Genomic DNA, 15,852 nt, shown 5'->3' with positions numbered 1-15,852 from the left:
CGTCCAACCTCTCTTTGCGCGCATGAATCGGCGCACTCAGGCCAGGCAGGGTGACTGCCCGGCGTACATACGCCATGTGCGACGTATCGGTTACAACAGCCCGGTCATGTGTGCCGGGCAGCTTCCTAGCGCTCCTATGTCCGCACGGAGTCGCAAGGTCGTCGTCCGCAGGCATAGTTGTCACCAGCCACTCTAGCCCTGACCACAACACGATGCGTAGCCGCGGCCCGGACCCTGCAGTTGTATTTCGTTCGTCATACTTGTTGTGTGACGAAAAGCCGCTGCGGCAGGGCTTCCGGAACCGGATGTGACGCAGAATATGTGCAGTCCCGGGGGCGGCAGCTTGAAGCGCAGGCACAAAGGGTGTTGGCTTGGGAGTAACGGAAATCACTATGCACACTGCATAAATGAGGTATTGGAGGTACACGTGAGCGAGGCCGACGCCGCCACTTCGGTAAATGTGGCGGAAAAATTGGGTTTCAAGAATGGGGATCTGATTCAGGAGTTCGGTTACGACGACGATGTCGACTTCGACTTGCGTGACGATATTGAGGACCTCACCGGCTCGGAACTGCTGGACGAGGACGATCACGAAGTAGCTGACGCCGTCATCCTGTGGTGGCGCGAGGGCGACGGAGACCTGGTGGACAGCCTGGTGGATTCCCTGACCACGCTCAGTGAAAAAGGCGTCGTCTGGATCCTTACCCCCAAGTCCGGAAGGGACGGATACGTCTCTCCCGCGGACATTCAGGAGGCCGCTCCCACCGCCGGCCTGCACGTCACCACCTCGGCCGGCGTGTCCAAGGACTGGAGCGCCACCCGCCTGGTCAGCAGGAAGAACAAGTGACGGCAGCGGTCGACGCAGCTATCGCAGCTCCCCCCGCAATCGGGTCGGCAGCACCGGACTTCGAACTCGCCAACCAGTACGGCGAGCCGGTCAGGTTGTCATCCTTCCGCGGGCAGAATGTGGCACTGGTTTTCTACCCATTTGCCTTTTCCGGCATCTGCACTGGCGAACTCTGTGAAATACGGGACAACCTCGCCACCTTCGAGGATGCCGACACCGTGGTTTTGGCAGTGTCGGTGGACAGCAAGTTCAGCCTGCGGGCCTACGCGGCACAGGAGGGCTACAACTTTGACATGCTCGCCGACTTCTGGCCCCACGGCGGTGTCGCCGATGCCTATGGCGTCTTCGATGAAGGCAGCGGCATGGCAAAACGTGCCACCTTCATCATTGATGCCGAGGGCAAGGTACGCTACAGCGTCGTGAATCCCCGGGGCCAGGCCCGCGACTTCGCCGGGTACCGCTCCGCCCTCGCCGGCCTGAAACGGGCCTAGGGGAGCCGTGGCTGGGCGGCGGCACGGGACGGGCCTCACAGGGTTTGCCAGCCTGCCGCCCGTCGTGCCGGACCCGCCGTCGGCCAGCGACCTTGAGGTGCTGGCCCGGATCCGGGACCTGCTTGCCGGCTCCCGTTTTGCCCTGCTGACCGGGGCCGGCCTCAGCACGGATTCCGGCATCCCGGATTACCGCGGCCCGGACTCGCCGCCCCGCTCGCCCATGACGTACCAGGAGTTTGTGCGGGAGGCCGGCAACCGGCAGCGCTATTGGGCGCGGAACCACATCGGCTGGTCCCACCTGCGCCACGCGGACCCCAACCAGGGCCACTATTCGGCCGCCGAGCTGGAACGGCGCGGGTATCTGACCGGCCTGATTACCCAGAACGTGGACCGGCTGCACCAGGATGCGGGCAGCTCCAACGTCGTGGATCTGCATGGCAGGTACGACCAGGTGGTGTGCCTGGACTGCGGGCGGACCTATTCGCGCCGCCTGGTGGCCGGCATGCTTGAGGAACTGAACCCCGGGTTCCTGGAGCGGGCAGCAGCAAGCGGCCTGGTGGAAATGGCACCGGATGCCGACGCGACGGTGGAGGACCAGGCCCTCATCGGCAGTTTCGTGGTTGCGGTGTGCCCCGCGTGCGGGGGGACGCTCAAACCCGATTTCGTCTACTTCGGCGAGAACGTTCCCAAGGACAGGGTGGAACGGTCCTACGCCATGGTGGATGAAGCGGCGGCCCTGGTGGTGGCAGGCTCATCGCTGACGGTGATGAGCGGGCTGAGGTTCGTCCGGCATGCCGCCAAGGAAGCCAAGCCCGTCGTCATCATCAACAGGGGAGCCACGCGCGGCGATGACAAAGCCACCATCAAGCTTGAAGCCGGGGTCAGCCAGGCCCTCGCTTACCTGGCGGGCGAACTTCCGCCCCGCTAGCCGATGACGGCGTTCGTCCGGATTCGCGTTTAGGGGCCGGCGTCGGGTAGAGTCTATGTTCGTTGGTTGCGGCGGGAATCGCCGGAAACCGCAGGTTTTGGGTCTTTAGCTCAGCTGGTAGAGCGCCACGTTTACACCGTGGATGTCATCGGTTCGATCCCGGTAGGACCCACAGGAAACACCCCGTTGTCCCGCTGCCCGCGGGTGCAGCGGGGTTTTTGCTTTGCAGCTTTCCCCCAGGCCCCGGAGTCATTGTCGGACCCCTGTCCTACATTGCAGGCATGGAACATGTCATAGTGCGCACGGACAACAAGGGGATGCCGACGGCGGTACTGGCCCAGGGCAGGGAGTGGACAGTAGGCGCCGAGCCGGTCAGGTGGTTTGAGCGGGTCAACTGGTGGGAGACCAACCGCAGGATGCCCAAAGGCAACAGCAGGGTGGACGTCGAAGTCCTTCAGCTGCAGGTGAGGCTGGGAAGCAACAGCAGGTCCGCCCTCACCACGATGTATCTGCAGCGGGACGGCCTCGGCGGCGGCTGGCGGCTCCGCGAATCGACGGTTAAGGCGGCCTGAAACCAACACTTTTGGGCATTGGAAAACCCTCCACCGCGGCTATTGGGGGATGCCGCGGTGAAGGGCCTGCGATGAATATACCGTGAACTGCCGGAAACAAAAAGTCACGCGCCGTTTCATGTCGCGCGCCCCCCCATGGGGCTTGTGAGGCCGCAGGGAGACGCGCCCCCAACCACTGATGGACCCGCTGGCTCGCGGCCGGTCAGTGTCGCACGGGAATAAAGACCCGCGGCTGCTCTGTCCAGGTGTCGGACATCTGGGACATGGTCCGGCGCATGATGCGGTCCGAGGCCTCCCGCGCCGCAGCGGCATCGCCCCGCGCAATCGCCTCCGCCACGTCCACGTGCCACTGCAGCGCCGCCTGGTGCGGGTGGTCCGGCATCAGGCCGTGGACGGTCCGGCCCGTCAGGGTTTCAGCCACCTGCCCCATAAGGTTGGCAAACATTTCGTTGCCTGAGCCGGAGAGCAGCAGCGAATGGAACCGGATGTCCAGTTCCAGGAAGCGCCCGGTCTCGCCGTTATTGCCGGCCTCGCGCATGGCGCGGGCAACGTCCACAAGCTCGAGCCGCAATGGCGCCGGTGCATTCTGCGCCGCGAGCTCAGCAGCGGCGGGCTCGACGGCGGCGCGCAGCTCCGCGAGGGACCGCAGCTGGGCGCCGCGGGCATCGCTGGCCAGGCGCCACCTGATGACCTGCGGATCAAAGGGGTTCCATCGGCTCGGCGGCAAAACCCGGATGCCCACGCGTTTGGTGGTCTCCACCAGCCCCAGAGACTGCAGGACGCGCACCGCCTCCCGCACCACCGACCGGGATACCTTCAGCTCGTCCTCCAGCTGTTCGGCGAGCATGATGTGGCCAGCGGGAAGGTCGCCCGAAATGATGCGGGTGCCAAGGTTGTCAATGGCACGGTGGTGCAGGCTGCTGGTCATGCAGATAAGCCTAGTGCGGGCGGCGACGCGCGATGGCAGCGGCCCTGGGCTGCCGGCGACACAAACACGTCCATTACGTGGCCGTTACTTTCCACGCACCGACGGAATATATATGCTTTATTCCGACCCCCTGATATGCCTCGGCGTCTTCCGCCCGCGGAAGGCAGCGTCCGTCGCACACAATGAATTGGAGTTATTGATGTCTGCACACATCGGTGTCACCGGCCTAGCAGTGATGGGCGCCAACCTGGCCCGCAACCTGGCCCGCAACGGGTTCACGGTTGCCCTGCACAACCGGTCGGTGGAAAAGACCGACACCCTGCTGGAGAAATATGGCTCCGAGGGCGACTTCATCCGGACCGAAAGCCTCCAGGAACTGGTTGACTCCCTGGAGAAGCCGCGCCGCGTCCTCATCATGGTCAAGGCCGGCAAGCCGGTTGATTCCGTCATCGAGCAGCTCGAGCCGCTCCTGGAGCCGGGTGACATCATCATCGACGCCGGCAACTCCCACTACGAGGACACCCGCCGCCGGGAAGCCGCGCTGGCCAAGAAAGACCTGCACTTCGTGGGCGTTGGCGTCTCCGGTGGCGAGGAGGGTGCGCTTAACGGCCCGTCCATCATGCCCGGCGGCTCCAAGGAGTCCTACAAGGCCCTCGGCCCGCTGCTGGAAAAGATCTCCGCCAAGGTCGACGGCGAACCCTGCTGTGCGTGGATCGGCACCGACGGCGCGGGACACTTCGTCAAGATGGTCCACAACGGCATCGAATACGCGGACATGCAGGTCATCGGCGAGGCCTTCGACCTGCTCCGTTCCGGTGCCGGCATCGAGCCGGCTGAACAGGCCAGGATCTTCACCGAGTGGAACAAGGGCGACCTCTCGTCCTTCCTGATCGAAATCTCCGCCGAGGTCCTGGGCCACGTCGACGCCAAGACCGGCAAGCCGTTCGTCGACATCGTGGTGGACGCCGCCGGCCAGAAGGGCACCGGCCGCTGGACCGTCATCTCCGCCCTTGAGCTGGGGTCCCCGGTCTCCGGCATCGCCGAATCGGTCTTTGCCCGTGCGCTGTCCTCGCAGGCTGCGCAGCGCAAGCTTGGCCAGGAACTGCTCGAAGGCGGGGAATCCGCCGTCGAAATCCCCGAAACCTTCGTGGAGGACGTACGCCAGGCGCTGTACGCGTCAAAGCTCGTCTCCTACGCCCAGGGCCTGGACATGCTGACCTCCGCAGCCAAGGAGTACGGCTGGGACCTGAAGCTGGACGAAATCGCCTCGCTGTGGCGCGCGGGCTGCATCATCCGCGCCGAACTGCTCAAGGACATCACCAAGGCTTACGCCGCGGACGAAAAGCCGGCCAACCTCCTGTTTGCCCCCGCCTTCACCAAGGCGATCGCCGAGGCCCTGCCGGCATGGCGCCGCGTGGTTGCCACGGCGGTGCAGCTCGGCATCCCGGTGCCGGTCTTCTCCTCTTCCCTGGCCTACTACGACGGCCTGCGCCGCAAGCGCGTGGCCGCCGCCCTGATCCAGGGCCAGCGCGACCTCTTCGGTGCCCACACCTATGGCCGCGTTGACGCCGAGGGCACGTTCCACACCCTCTGGGGCGAGGACAAGTCCGAAATCGCAGCGGTGGACACCCACTAGGACCCGCACCGCAAAAGGCGGGCAGTTCACGGAGAACCCGGAAACTGCCCGCCTTTTGCGTGGCCAGCGGCTGCAGCGGTGAAGCGGCCGCGGCGGCGTGTCAGATGCGGTATTCGATGTCGTATTCGGCGGGGTCGACGGCGGGTTTTGTCTCCCGCTGCGCATCCCGGTGGCGCCACTTGGCGGGAACGCCGGTAATGATCGATTCGGGCGGTGCGTCTTTGACCACCACCGCATTGGCACCCACTGCGCTGTCCCGGCCGATGGTGATGGGCCCCAGGATCTTGGCGCCGGCGCCGATGGTCACGCGGTCCTCGATGGTGGGGTGGCGCTTGATCCGGGCCAGCGACCGGCCGCCGAGCGTCACGCCGTGATAGATCATCACGTCCTCACCGATCTCAGCCGTTTCGCCGATGACCACGCCCATGCCGTGGTCGATGAAGAACCGCCTGCCGATGGTGGCGCCGGGGTGGATCTCGATGCCGGTCCAGGAGCGCCCCAGTTGCGACAGGAGCCGTGCCGGGAAGCGCAGGGCCGGGTGCTGCCACATCCGGTGCGTCAGCCGGTGGATCCAGATGGCGTGCAGCCCGGAGTAAGCGAAAAAGTTCTCAAAAGAACCTCGAGCCGCCGGGTCGTGGGACCGGGCGGCGTCGAGGTCTTCCTTCAGTCTTGCGAAAAAGCCCACAAAGTTCTTTCTACAGGAAACGGGCGGACGGCGGCCTGGAATCAGCCGCGGATGTCGTCATAGAGCACGGTGGAGATGTAACGCTCGCCGAAGTCGCAGACCACTGCAACGATCAGCTTGCCCGCGTTTTCCGGGCGCTTGGCCAGTTCCAGGGCGGCCCAGACGATGGCACCGGAGGAGATGCCGCCCAGGATGCCTTCCTTGACGCCGAGTTCACGGGCTACGCGGACAGACTCCTCGAGGGGCGCGTCGATGACCTCGTCGTAGACGTTGGTGTCCAGCAGTTCGGGAACGAAGTTGGCACCGAGGCCCTGGATCTTGTGGGGGCCCGGGGCGCCGCCGTTGAGGATGGGGGAGTCCTTGGGCTCCACGGCGACAATCTGGACGCCGGGCTTGCGCTCCTTCAGGACCTGTCCGACGCCCGTGATGGTACCGCCGGTGCCCACGCCCGCGACGAAGATGTCCACGGCGCCATCGGTGTCAGCCCAGACCTCCTCGGCGGTGGTCCTGCGGTGGATGTCCGGGTTGGCTTCATTGGCGAACTGCTTCGCCCAGACGGAGTTCTCCGTGTTGGCGACGATCTCCTGCGCCTTCTCCACGGCGCCGCGCATGCCCTCGGAGCCCGGAGTGAGCACGATTTCGGCACCGAAGGCGCGCAGCATGACCCGGCGCTCGGTGGACATGGTCTCCGGCATGGTGAGGATGACCTTGTAGCCGCGGGCAGCGCCCACCATGGCCAGCGCGATGCCGGTGTTGCCGGAGGTCCCTTCGACGATGGTTCCGCCGGGCTTCAGGGCCCCCGACTTTTCCGCGGCGTCGATGATGGCAACGCCGATGCGGTCCTTGACGCTGTTGGCCGGGTTGTAGAACTCAAGCTTGACGGCGACGGTGGCGTCCAGGCCCTCGCTGAGCCGGTTGAGCTTGACCAGCGGGGTCCCGCCTACCAGCTGCGTTACATCGTCATAGATCCGTGCCATGTACATACGCCTATCTCTGAAGGGTGAATACTGAGGTCAGCCTAACGAGGCCGCGTAACGGTGGCTAAGCGTTAAGCCATGCAGAGTAATATTTCCGGGCCTTGGCGAGCTTGGGGTTGATGATCACCTGGCAGTACCCCTGTTCCGGGTGCTTCGCGTAGTAGTTCTGGTGGAATTCCTCGGCCACGTGGAACCGGGGCAGCCGGCTGACTTCCGTGACGATCGGATGGGGCCACAGCGCCTGGTTCCGTTCGATGGCCTCTTCGAACAGGATCTTCTCCTCCGTGGTCTCGTAGAACATGGACGAGCGGTACTGCGTGCCGACGTCGTACCCCTGGCGGTTCAAGGTGGTGGGATCGTGCAGGGCGAAGAACATATCAAGGATGACCTCGGCCGGGATGACCTCCTCATCGAAGGTCACCGCCACCACCTCCGCATGCCCGGTGGTTCCGCTGCAGACCGAGTAGTAGTCAGGCTCGGGATCATGGCCGCCGGTGTAGCCGGACACCACTGAGCTGACGCCCCTGGTCTTTTGGTAGACGGCGTCAAGGCACCAGAAGCAGCCTCCGCCAAGAACAAAAGTTTTCATGACCTCTTCAATGGTTGACGGCGTCGGATGATTCCCGGGCGCCCGGGCCGGACCGGGCAACATAAGGCGACGCAAGGGCGATGGGGTAAAACTAAGACTATGGAACCTGTGGACACCGACGTTACCGGCCAGGCAGATCACGACGCCGGCGGCTCGTCCGGCGCGGCGCCCGCCGGCGTTGACGCGCCCACGCTGGGCGAGTTGCTCCTGGCTGTAGAGGAACTCTGGCCCGAGTCCCTGGCGGAGAACTGGGACGAGGTGGGCCTGGTGGCGGGCCATCCCGCTGCTCCGGTCACCAAGGTCATGTTCGCCGTGGACCCCACACTGGAGGTCATCGAGGAAGCCGTTGAGTGGGGAGCGGAGCTGCTCATCACCCACCACCCGCTCCTGCTGAAGGGCGTCACCTCCGTTGCCGCCACGACGGCGAAGGGCCGGGCGGTGCACCGGCTTATCGAGTCGGGAACAGCCCTGCTGACCGTGCACACCAACGGAGACTCCGCCGTCGGGGGCGTTTCCGATGTCCTGGCCGACGCCCTGGGCCTCCAGGACGTCGCACCGCTTACGGTGGCCGCCAATGGGCTGCCGGAAGAAGGCATCGGGCGCGTCGGGGACCTGGCGGACGCCATGAGCCTGGGGGACTTCGCGGCGCGCGTTTACGGGATTCTTCCGTCCGTTGCCGGCGGAGTGCGCGTGTCCGGAGACAAGGACGGACTGGTGCGGCGCATCGCGGTGTGCGGCGGCGCCGGGGACTCGTTGTTCACTGAAGTGCGGGCCAGCAACGCCGATGTCTATGTGACGGCGGACCTTCGGCACCACCCGGCCTCGGAGGCGCGCGAAGCCGCGCTCAACGGCCGCCCCTACCTGGTGGATGTTTCGCATTTCGCCAGCGAATGGCTGTGGCTGCCCGCCGCGGCAGCAGCTTTGGGCAACGTCCTGGCCGACCAGGGCCATGACGTGGAGATCCGTGTCAGCACCACCAACACTGATCCGTGGGACTTCATCCTGACCCCGGGCTAACCCCGCGGAACGCAAGGCGGGGGAGCCGGCCAGGCGTTAGAGTCTAGGGAGCGCCGGTTCGGTGCCCGGCCGCGGCCGGAAGGGATCTAGCGGAGGTAACAGTGGCCAAGGCAGCACCGGCGGAACAGTTGAAGTTGCTCGAACTGCAGGGGCTCGACGCCAGGCTGAAGGGCCTCGCCAACCGCCGCCGCACGCTGGAAAACGATCCCCGCATCAAGGACCTCGAAGCCGCCCTCTCCGTTGCCAACGGCGAACTGGGCGCGGCCAAGGTGGCCGTCCACGACGCCGAGGCCGAGCTGAAAAGGGCCGAGGCCGACGTCGAACAGGTTGTCTCCCGCATCGAGCGCGACGAGGCCCGGCTCAACAGCGGCACCGGGCTTTCCAAGGACCTGGTGGCCCTGCAAAAGGACATCGCTTCACTGAACAAGCGGCGCTCTGACCTCGAAGACGCGGAACTGGAAGTCATGGAGCGGCTGGAATCGCTGCGGGAACGCCAGGCCGCCCAGCAGCAGATCGTCGATGCCATCCAGGGCTCCTTTGGCACCATCCGCGCCGAGCTTGACGCGGCCCTCGCCGAGGTGGAAACCGAAGCGGCAGGACTGCGCTCCCAGCGCGCCGACTTCGCCGCCGGTTTGGACGCCCCCATGCTGGCGGTCTACGAAAAGACCCTCGCAAAGCGCGGAGTGGGCGCGGCGCGGCTCTTTCACGGCACCTCGGAAGCCTCGGGCATGAAGCTCAGCCCGGGAGACCTCGCCGAAATCAAGGCTGCGGCCGCGGACGAGATCGTCTTTTGCCCGGACTCCGGCGCCATCCTGGTCCGCTCCGACGAGTGGTCCTGAACTGCCTTCAGGTCAGCCCGGCAGGATGATGTTCAGGGCGTGCGGCTTTCGCGCGGTGCCGGGCACCAGCTCTGCGTCCCATTTCTCCCGGGCAGCCTTCAGCGCGTCCGACGGCGTTGCGGGCGCCTTGCCGCGGCGTGCCAGCAGGTGCCGTGCGAGTTCGCCGCGGGTGTGCTTGGCGAAATGGCTCACCACCTTGCGGACGCTGCCTGTCTCGGTAAAGACGTTCACGGAGACCGTTTGTTCCGGCGGCGGAGCCCACGCGGCGGCGTAGGTGCTGGACCGGCAGTCCACCAGCAGGTGTCCGGAGACCGCCTCTGTCAGCGCGTCGGTGAGTTGGGGCTTCCAGAACGTGGCAAGCCGGCCGACGTCGGGCAGCGAGGTTCCCATGGAGAGCCGGTATGCCGGCACGCTGTCCCCGAAACGGATGGCGCCCCACAGTGCCGAAACCACCAGCACGGACTCGTCGGCCTTGCGCCGCTGGGCCTGCGTCAGGGACTGGTAGCCAAGGGCGTCATAGAGGACGCCCGAGTAGATGCGGTGTGCCGGGGCGGCCGGTTCAGCGTGCAGGCGGGTGTTGCGTTCGACGTCGTCCTTCAGCGAAGCCCCCACCCCCAGCAGTGCGAGGGCATCCTCGTGGGCGCTCACCGTGCCCAGGGCGTCCAGGACTTTTGCCCGGTAGGCGTTCAGCTGGGGAAAACTCAGTGACGGCCAGTCGACGGCGGATCCCCGGGCTGCGGGTGTCTTGCCTTCGGAGGGGGGAAGCAGAATCAGCACCGTCCGATCCTACCGGCGGAGGGAATGCTGCGGCGCCGGTAGACTGGATGGCGGATGGGACAGCCAGACGGCCGCGCGCCACGCAGGTGGCTCGAGGAACGTCCGGGCTCCACAGGGCAGGGTGGTGGGTAACGCCCACTCGGGGTAACCCGCAGGCCAGTGCCACAGAAAACAGACCGCCCGCCCTCCACGTCTTTGGACAGGGGAGTGCGGGTAAGGGTGAAACGGTGGTGTAAGAGACCACCAGCTTCCCGGGTGACCGGGAAGGCTAGGTAAACCCCACCCGGAGCAAGGCCAGACAGGACACGTTTGAGGGCTGCCCGCCCGAGTGTCCGGGTAGGCCGCTGGAGGGTGCCGGCAACGGTACTCGTAGATGGATGGCCGTCGCTCCCGTTCCGGTAACGGGACGGGAGAACAGAACCCGGCGTACCGGCTGTCCCATCCGTACACGGGGTTCAAGCCGGTATTCCGGTTTGACCTGGGACGGTGGGATGGGGATGCTGGACCGTGGCCCTAAACACCCGACCCCTGACCGTGCGTGCAGAAGCCCCGCCCCAGCTCCCGGCGCCGCGCCTGCAGGCCGCCGCCTTGATCGGCTTCCTGGCCCTTTCCGCGGCAGCATGGGCGCTTGCTTCCATCCCCATTATCCTGAACTCCGGCGGCTGGTTCGCTGCTGCCGTCAACGCACCCTGGATGCCGCCGGGCTGGATGTTCAGGTCCACGTGGATGGCCCTGTATGCCGGTGTTGCCGTCGCTGCCTGGCTGGTCTGGCGGAGGGGAGCCCTGATGGGCGGCACCTTGGCCGGCTACGCAGCCCAGCTCCTGCTCAACGCAGCCTGGCCGGTGACGTTCTTCGGCCTCTTCCCGGTCTTCGGTACGGCCGCTTTATGGGCGGCGTTCGCCGTGATCTGCGCCCTGGCCGTTTCCCTGGCATTGATGACCCTGCGCTTCGGCCCCGCCAGTGTGCCCGCCGGACTCCTGGTACTGCCCTATCTCTCCTGGGTGGTCTTCTCCGCCAGCCTGAACCTCTATGCGGCACTCCACAACTGAGAGCCCGCATTCGCTGGCCGTGTGAGTGATTTCACGCGCTACGGTCGTGTTCGGGGAAGCCGGCCAAATTAGAATAGTGAAAGGACGCAGGAGTTCTTCCGCCGGGAATTGCGTTCGCAACCGGCGGTTTTTCTTTGCAGCGATCCAGGTGCCTGGGGGCCGACCCCTGCAGGCGCCGGTGCCCCTGGACATCATCAGGTGGCCTACATCTGTGTACGAGGACGTACACGGCTGAACCGAGGAAGGTATTTCTGTGAGCCAGACGTCTGATTCTTGCCTTGACACGTGGATGGGCCGGGAGGCCCTCGCCGAGGCCATGATCCCGGTGATCGGCAGGCTGTACCGCGAAAACAACGTGGTGACCAGCATCCACGGCCGGAGCCTGATCAACAAGTCCACCATGAACATCCTCAAGGCGCACCGTTTTGCGCGCCGGATGAGCAAGGACGAGCTGCTCCTGGAGGAAACAGCACCCCTGCTGAACACGCTGGCCGGCCTTGAACTGGGTGCGGCCGCCATCGACATCGCACGGTTGAACCAGAAGTTCAAGGAAGAAGGCAACGGCGCCTCCCTTGAAGAGTTCCTCCGCAGCGAGCTCGCCGAGATCGTCGGCAAGCGGGGCGGCGACGAGCGCACCAGCACCGACGTCGTGCTCTACGGCTTTGGCCGGATCGGCCGCCTGCTGGCCCGCCTCCTCATTGAAAAGGCCGGTGGTGGGCACGGCCTGCGCCTGCGCGCCATCGTGGTGCGCCGCGGATCCGACAACGACCTCTCCAAACGCGCCAGCCTCCTGCGCCGCGACTCCGTCCACGGTTCCTTCGAGGGCACCATCCGGATCGACGAGGCGGCCAACACCATCACGGCCAACGGTGTCCGGATCCAGGTCATCTACTCCAATGATCCCGCCACGATCGACTACACCGCCTACGGCATCAACAATGCGCTGGTGGTGGACAACACCGGCCGCTGGCGCGACGCCGAAGGCCTGTCCCAGCACTTGCAGAGCAAGGGTGTTGCACGTGTGCTGCTGACGGCACCGGGCAAGGGCGAGCTGAAGAACATCGTCCACGGCATCAACCACCGGGACATCGAGGACACCGACACGATCGTCTCCGCTGCCTCCTGCACCACCAACGCCATCACCCCGGTCCTGAAGGCCATCAACGACAAGTTCGGCGTGGTCCACGGCCACGTGGAAACCGTCCACTCCTTCACCAACGACCAGAACCTGATCGACAACTTCCACAAGGGTGACCGCCGCGGCCGCTCCGCCGCCCTGAACATGGTGATCACCGAGACCGGGGCCGCCAAGGCGGTGGCCAAGGCCCTTCCCGAGCTCCTGGGCAAGCTGACCGGCAGCTCCATCCGTGTCCCCACCCCGGACGTTTCCCTGGCCATCCTGAACCTCAGCCTGGAAAACGGCACCACCAAGGACGAAGTCAACAACTACCTGCGGGAAATGTCGCTGCACTCCGACCTGCGCAAGCAGATCGACTACATCGACTCTCCCGAAGTGGTTTCCACCGACTTCGTGGGCTCCCGCCGCGCCGGCATCGTCGACGGCCTCGCCACCGTCTCCACGGACAAGAACCTTGTCCTTTACGTCTGGTACGACAACGAGTTCGGCTACAGCTGCCAGGTGGTCCGCGTCATGGAGGAAATGGCCGGTGTGAACCCGCCGTCGTTCCCGGCGAAGGAAACAGCGTCGGCGCTCGCGGCCATCGCCGTCTAGCACGTTCCTGCGAATTCCCGGCTGGTTCTCTGGAATCAGCCGGGAAAGGGGACCACACTGTTCCCATGGACAACGAATCTACGCTTCAGCACGAGACCACCCTGGAACACGCACTCGACGTGGCCAAGGCCAACCACAAGGAAGCCGTCCGGCTGCTTGAACGTGCCCGGGCCGCGCAGAAGACCGGCGATGTCACCGAGGACCGGGTCCGCCAGCTTGAGGGGCTCCTGGCCATCGCCGAGGAAGACCTGCGAAGGGTCATGCGCGAGCAATAGCAGGGCGCGGTGTGATCCATCACTCGTCCTCAACAGTGTGGATATCGGCGGCCTGGCACGCCACCTGTCCTAGGCTCGTGGGGTGCCTGACTCCCGCCCCCGGCCCCTGGCCGCATGACTATCAGCTGGTCCGCCTACCGCCGTGCGCGCCGGCGTTCACGCCAGGCCTGGGTAATCCTCGCAACGTGCGCGGCAGCAGTCTTCGCCGCCGTCTTCTGGTTTTTCACCGCTGGCCAGTTCGCCGCCGCCGGACCCGTGCCGGATGCGCCCACCGAGGCGCCGGTCCTCGACCCTGCCTGGATGAAGCCGGTGGTGCAACCGCACGCGGTCCCGGCCGGCCCGGCACTCTCCGCGTTGGACGGGTTGGCCGTGAAGGGCCGGGCCGCGAACACCGGCTACGACCGTGAGGCATTCGGCCAGGCCTGGCTGGATGTTGACCGCAACGGCTGCGACACCCGCAACGACATCCTCCGCCGGGACCTCGCGGACGTGGTGTTCGCAGAAGGCTCACGCTGCAGGGTGACAGCGGGGCGTTTCCGGGAGCCCTATACCGGCCAGTCAGTGGACTTCCAGCGCGGCTCAGAGAGCAGCCGCGCGGTGCAGATCGACCATGTGGTGGCCCTTGGCGATGCCTGGCAAAAGGGCGCGCAGGGGCTCGCCGCCAAGGACCGGCAGAGCCTGGCCAACGATCCGCTGAACCTCATCGCCGTGGACGGTCCGGCGAACCAGCAAAAAAGCTCGGGCGATGCTGCAACCTGGCTGCCGAAGAACACCGCGATCCGCTGCCACTATGTAGCCCGCCAGATTTCGGTGAAGTACGCCTACGGCCTGTGGGTCACGGAAGCGGAAAAGGACGCCATGAAGCGGGTCCTCTCGTCCTGCCCGGAACAGCCAACCATCAGTACGCGCTGAAGCCAGGCTTCAGGCATTCGCTGAAGCCTGGCCGCGGATGGTCAGTGGCCGAACGGGTCAGGGTCAACGCCCGGCAGCCAGGTCAGCCCCGGCACACCCCAGCCGTTCTTCTTCGCCTGCTTCTTCGCTTTGCGGGCATAGCGGTCAATCAGCCTGTTGACGTACAGCTTGCCGTCCAGATGGTCGTACTCGTGCTGGATGACCCTTGCGAACCAGCCGGTGGCCTCGAACTTCACAGGCCGGCCAAAGCCGTCAAACCCCTCCACGCGTGCCCACTCGGCGCGCTTGAGCGGGAACTGCTCCCCGGGGAAGGACAGGCAGCCCTCCTCCTCTTCGTCCGGGTCGGGGGCAGCGCCGGAGACCTTGGACAGGGTCAGGACGGGATTAACCAGCACGCCCGTGGGGGGAGCTCCGTCGTGGTTGGCATATTTGTAGACAAAGATGCGTTTGCCCACTCCGACCTGGGGAGCCGCGAGACCCACACCGTTGGCGGCGTCGTTGGTTTCAAACATGTCGGCAATCAGGGTGCGGAGTTCGTCGTCGAATACCTCCACCTCGGCGGCCCGCTTGTGCAGGACGGGTTCACCCCAGATGGTGATCGGCAGAACGGTCATCTCGTAGCCCTCCGGCGGTATCCAGTGCAATAAGTGATACATGACAAAGGAGGCCGCACCGGATATCCGGTGCGGCCTCCTTCTTGGCGGCTGCATGTGCCACCCTGTGAGGGTGAGCGACGGGGGTTGAACCCGCGACCTCCTGGACCACAACCAGGCGCTCTGCCAACTGAGCTACGCCCACCATGAGCTTCGAGGAAGGCCGTTCAACCGGCTCCCTGGAAACGCAACTCAAATAGCTTACCTGCTCGAAAGGGATGCTTTGTCCACTTTTGGCCATTTCCGTGAAAATTCACGCAAACGTGGCGCAGATTACGCTTCCGCCTGCCCGGCATCCCCGCCGGTGATGCGCCTGGCGATCTTCTGGGCAGCAGCACTGTCGGGTCCGGGCGCGGGCACGAACACCGCTTCACGGTAGTAGCGGAGTTCATCGATGGAGTCCTTGATATCACCGAGGGCGCGGTGGCCGCCCTTTTTGGCGGGGGACTGGAAGTAGGCGCGCGCGAACCAGCGGCGGGAGAGTTCCTTGATGGTGCTGACATCGATCACCCGGTAGTGGAGGTGCTCGACGACGGCGGGCATGTCGCGGGAGAGGAACACGCGGTCCGTGCCAACGGAGTTGCCACCCAGGGGGGCCTTCCGGGGGTCCGGGACCCAGGCGGAGATGTACTCCATCACGGCGGCTTCGGCCTCGGCCATGGTCTTCCCGTGTGGAAGTTCGGCAAGCAGCCCGGACTTGGTGTGCATGTCACGGACGAAGTCGGACATCTGGGCCACTGCCGCATCGTCCGGCTTGATCACTACGTCGACGCCGTCACCCAGGATGTTCAGTTCCGAGTCCGTGACCAAGGCTGCGACCTCGATGAGGGCGTCGTTCTTGATGTCCAGGCCCGTCATTTCGCAGTCGATCCAGACAATTCGTTCGTTAGTTATAGGCACCGGACCAGCCTACCTTTACAGCCTCCGGCCACCGGCCGATGCTA

18 protein-coding genes, 2 tRNA genes and 1 other RNA gene are annotated in these 15,852 nt (G+C 65.4%); 13 read left to right on the top strand and 8 right to left on the bottom strand.

The window, feature by feature from the left end:
* Window positions 1-427: 427 nt before the first annotated feature.
* The 5 genes from AC3IMC_RS03885 (at window position 428) to AC3IMC_RS03865 (ending at window position 2,838) form a co-directional block, all read left to right on the top strand.
* Window positions 428-847 (top strand): DUF3052 domain-containing protein, encoded by a 420-nt coding sequence (locus AC3IMC_RS03885; RefSeq protein WP_490917103.1) that lies wholly within the window; start codon window positions 428-430, stop codon window positions 845-847.
* Complete coding sequence (locus AC3IMC_RS03880; protein ID WP_490917102.1) at window positions 844-1,338, top strand: peroxiredoxin; 495 nt, start codon at window positions 844-846, stop codon at window positions 1,336-1,338. Before AC3IMC_RS03885 ends, AC3IMC_RS03880 begins: the two co-directional genes overlap by 4 nt.
* Window positions 1,339-1,345: 7 nt before the next feature.
* The gene (locus AC3IMC_RS03875) at window positions 1,346-2,266 is read left to right on the top strand and encodes an NAD-dependent protein deacetylase (RefSeq protein WP_490917101.1); all 921 of its coding nucleotides are present in this window, start codon (window positions 1,346-1,348) and stop codon (window positions 2,264-2,266) included.
* A 99-nt stretch (window positions 2,267-2,365) separates the two neighbouring features.
* A tRNA-Val gene (locus tag AC3IMC_RS03870) sits at window positions 2,366-2,438 on the top strand.
* Between the two features lie 109 nt (window positions 2,439-2,547).
* A complete protein-coding gene (locus AC3IMC_RS03865) occupies window positions 2,548-2,838 on the top strand; it encodes a hypothetical protein (RefSeq protein ID WP_490917100.1) in 291 nt (96 codons plus the stop codon).
* Window positions 2,839-3,040: 202 nt separating this feature from the next.
* On the opposite strand, the gene AC3IMC_RS03860 is transcribed toward AC3IMC_RS03865, so the two are convergent.
* Entirely contained in the window at window positions 3,041-3,766 is a 726-nt protein-coding gene (locus AC3IMC_RS03860) for a FadR/GntR family transcriptional regulator (protein ID WP_490917099.1), read from the bottom strand.
* 199 nt (window positions 3,767-3,965) lie between these two features.
* On the opposite strand from AC3IMC_RS03860, the gene gnd reads away from it, so the two are divergent.
* Window positions 3,966-5,402, top strand: coding sequence for an NADP-dependent phosphogluconate dehydrogenase (gnd, locus tag AC3IMC_RS03855; protein WP_490917098.1), 1,437 nt, complete (start codon window positions 3,966-3,968; stop codon window positions 5,400-5,402).
* Between the two features lie 100 nt (window positions 5,403-5,502).
* Here the strand turns inward: gnd and epsC are convergent, their stop codons facing one another.
* From epsC to msrA, 3 genes are all read right to left on the bottom strand, one after another.
* A complete protein-coding gene (epsC, locus tag AC3IMC_RS03850; RefSeq protein ID WP_490917097.1) occupies window positions 5,503-6,087 on the bottom strand; it encodes a serine O-acetyltransferase EpsC in 585 nt (194 codons plus the stop codon).
* Window positions 6,088-6,128: 41 nt separating this feature from the next.
* On the bottom strand, window positions 6,129-7,064 hold the full coding sequence (gene cysK, locus AC3IMC_RS03845; RefSeq protein ID WP_490917096.1) for a cysteine synthase A: 936 nt from the start codon (window positions 7,062-7,064) through the stop codon (window positions 6,129-6,131).
* Between the two features lie 64 nt (window positions 7,065-7,128).
* A complete protein-coding gene (msrA, locus tag AC3IMC_RS03840) occupies window positions 7,129-7,653 on the bottom strand; it encodes a peptide-methionine (S)-S-oxide reductase MsrA (protein WP_490917095.1) in 525 nt (174 codons plus the stop codon).
* A gap of 99 nt (window positions 7,654-7,752) precedes the next feature.
* Between msrA and AC3IMC_RS03835 the strand changes: the two genes are divergently transcribed.
* Window positions 7,753-8,670, top strand: coding sequence for a Nif3-like dinuclear metal center hexameric protein (locus AC3IMC_RS03835; protein ID WP_490917094.1), 918 nt, complete (start codon window positions 7,753-7,755; stop codon window positions 8,668-8,670).
* 101 nt (window positions 8,671-8,771) lie between these two features.
* A complete protein-coding gene (locus AC3IMC_RS03830) occupies window positions 8,772-9,509 on the top strand; it encodes a zinc ribbon domain-containing protein (RefSeq protein WP_490917093.1) in 738 nt (245 codons plus the stop codon).
* A gap of 12 nt (window positions 9,510-9,521) precedes the next feature.
* On the opposite strand, the gene AC3IMC_RS03825 is transcribed toward AC3IMC_RS03830, so the two are convergent.
* Window positions 9,522-10,286 carry a YaaA family protein gene (locus tag AC3IMC_RS03825; protein WP_490917092.1) on the bottom strand — a complete coding sequence of 255 codons (765 nt, stop codon included), beginning with the start codon at window positions 10,284-10,286 and terminating at the stop codon, window positions 9,522-9,524.
* Between the two features lie 55 nt (window positions 10,287-10,341).
* Here AC3IMC_RS03825 and rnpB point away from each other — a divergent pair.
* From rnpB to AC3IMC_RS03800, 5 genes are all read left to right on the top strand, one after another.
* An RNA gene (gene rnpB, locus AC3IMC_RS03820) (RNase P RNA component class A) lies at window positions 10,342-10,731 on the top strand.
* Window positions 10,732-10,793: 62 nt separating this feature from the next.
* Window positions 10,794-11,336, top strand: coding sequence for a TspO/MBR family protein (locus AC3IMC_RS03815; RefSeq protein WP_490917091.1), 543 nt, complete (start codon window positions 10,794-10,796; stop codon window positions 11,334-11,336).
* A gap of 253 nt (window positions 11,337-11,589) precedes the next feature.
* Window positions 11,590-13,068 carry a glyceraldehyde-3-phosphate dehydrogenase gene (locus tag AC3IMC_RS03810; protein ID WP_490917090.1) on the top strand — a complete coding sequence of 493 codons (1,479 nt, stop codon included), beginning with the start codon at window positions 11,590-11,592 and terminating at the stop codon, window positions 13,066-13,068.
* Between the two features lie 65 nt (window positions 13,069-13,133).
* On the top strand, window positions 13,134-13,343 hold the full coding sequence (locus AC3IMC_RS03805) for a hypothetical protein (protein ID WP_221385802.1): 210 nt from the start codon (window positions 13,134-13,136) through the stop codon (window positions 13,341-13,343).
* A gap of 114 nt (window positions 13,344-13,457) precedes the next feature.
* Window positions 13,458-14,255, top strand: a complete 798-nt coding sequence (locus AC3IMC_RS03800) for an HNH endonuclease family protein (RefSeq protein WP_490917089.1) — start codon at window positions 13,458-13,460, stop codon at window positions 14,253-14,255.
* Between the two features lie 41 nt (window positions 14,256-14,296).
* On the opposite strand, the gene def is transcribed toward AC3IMC_RS03800, so the two are convergent.
* From def to orn, 3 genes are all read right to left on the bottom strand, one after another.
* Window positions 14,297-14,869, bottom strand: a complete 573-nt coding sequence (def, locus tag AC3IMC_RS03795) for a peptide deformylase (RefSeq protein ID WP_490917088.1) — start codon at window positions 14,867-14,869, stop codon at window positions 14,297-14,299.
* Window positions 14,870-14,980: 111 nt separating this feature from the next.
* A tRNA-His gene (locus AC3IMC_RS03790) sits at window positions 14,981-15,053 on the bottom strand.
* A gap of 128 nt (window positions 15,054-15,181) precedes the next feature.
* Window positions 15,182-15,808: an oligoribonuclease gene (orn, locus tag AC3IMC_RS03785; protein ID WP_490917087.1), complete on the bottom strand. Its 627-nt coding sequence runs from the start codon at window positions 15,806-15,808 to the stop codon at window positions 15,182-15,184.
* Window positions 15,809-15,852: the final 44 nt, after the last annotated feature.

The organism is Arthrobacter sp. E70 (genome assembly GCF_058266945.1).
Note: the sequence above shows the minus strand (reverse complement) of the source record. Positions and strands in the feature narration are given on the sequence as shown.